This is a genomic window from Caenimonas soli, from assembly GCF_013155545.1.
In the GTDB taxonomy this organism is placed as follows: domain Bacteria; phylum Pseudomonadota; class Gammaproteobacteria; order Burkholderiales; family Burkholderiaceae_C; genus Ramlibacter; species Ramlibacter soli.
In genome coordinates this window covers 1-1643 of record NZ_JABJVV010000043.1, presented here as the reverse complement: position 1 = coordinate 1643, position 1643 = coordinate 1, and the positions used below count along the sequence as shown (strand labels likewise).

Genomic DNA, 1643 nt, shown 5'->3' with positions numbered 1-1643 from the left:
CGCGCGATCTTCGTGAAGCTTTTTCGGGCACCCGCAGCATTGCTGCGTTTTCTGAGTTTTTGGTGGCGGAAATCAGCACCCGAAGCTGCGAGTCTGCAGTTGATTTCCTGGGTCAAGTGCTAAATTTCATTCCTCGACGGGCCGATTAAGAGCTCGCATGGGCGGTCGCAACTCTCCGTTGACTCCGGTACGCCGGGCCTTGGCGAGAAAGTTGCGGAGAACCTGGTGACTAATAGGAGACACATCATACTTACGGCACGCATCGCGTCTGCTGAGCAAACTAGCCACTCATCCAGTACGACCCAAGCCAGGTCATCTGTGAGGGCTGCGGCAGCACAACTGGGGGGACAAGCCCTAGGGTCGAACGATGCCTTCGTCAAGTTTGTCGACGTGCAAAAAACGTACGACGGCGAGACGTTGGTCGTCAAGAATCTCAACCTGGAAATCGCGCGCGGCGAATTCTTGACCATGCTGGGGCCGTCGGGTTCCGGCAAGACGTCCAGCCTGATGATGCTCGCGGGTTTCGAGGTGCCTACTGGCGGACAAATTTTCCTGGACGGGCGGTCGATCGATAGAGTGCCGCCACATGTACGCAACATTGGCATGGTTTTCCAGAACTACGCCCTGTTTCCGCACATGACGGTGGAAGAGAACCTGGCGTTTCCGCTCAAGGTTCGGAAACTGGGTGCGTCGGAGATACAGGCGAGAATCAAGCGTACGCTCGACATGGTTCGGCTCAGTGCATATAGCAAGCGCCGGCCGGGCCAACTCTCCGGCGGTCAGCAGCAGCGCGTCGCACTTGCTCGCGCTCTTGTATTCGATCCGAAGCTCGTGCTCATGGACGAGCCGCTTGGCGCGCTGGACAAACAGTTGCGCGAGCACATGCAGCTCGAGATCAAGCACATTCACCAGGAGCTCGGCGTCACTGTCGTCTATGTGACTCACGATCAGAGTGAGGCGCTCACCATGTCGGACCGCATCGCTGTGTTCAACGATGGGGTCATTCAGCAGCTCGCAGCACCCGCCGAGCTCTACGAGCAGCCGCAAAACGCGTTCGTCGCTCAGTTCATTGGCGAGAACAACCGCCTCCGCGGCAAGGTTGTCGCGATGAACGGTAAGACGTGCACCGTTGAAATCCCGGGCGCAGGCAATGTTCAGGCGCTGGCGGTCAATGCCGAGGCGATCGGTCAGCCGACCGTGCTGTCGCTGCGCCCGGAACGGGTGAAACTGAACCCTGCGCCAGGTTCGCTGCCGAATGTCTTTAGCGCCCGCGTCGAGGAGCTGATCTACCTTGGTGATCATGTGCGCACTCGCATCTCAGTTTGTGGCAACGACGACTTCATTGTCAAGCTGCCGAACTCGGCAGGTGTACCGCAAATCAAGCCCGGTGCGGCCATCACCGTCGGCTGGGAGACGCAGGATTGTCGTGCTCTCGATGCGTCGAACGCCTCGGAAATCTCACCACCCTAGCGGCGCGACCGCTGCTATTTCTCAACGCCGCAACCGGCTTTCGGACGGCACACATGGAGAGCCAAGATGATGAAATCATTCGTGAATGTCGTCAGCGCAGCAGCCAGCCTTGCAGCGGTTGCGTTGATGCCGGTGGGGCCTGCTTTCGCGGCCGACCAGCTGACGGTCACTTC

General features: G+C 59.0%; 1 protein-coding gene. It reads left to right on the top strand.

Annotated elements, in window-relative coordinates; all coding sequences use genetic code 11:
- Window positions 1-390: 390 nt before the first annotated feature.
- On the top strand, window positions 391-1470 hold the full coding sequence (locus tag HNE04_RS27780) for an ABC transporter ATP-binding protein (protein WP_328700426.1): 1080 nt from the start codon (window positions 391-393) through the stop codon (window positions 1468-1470).
- The last annotated feature ends 173 nt before the right edge of the window (window positions 1471-1643 follow it).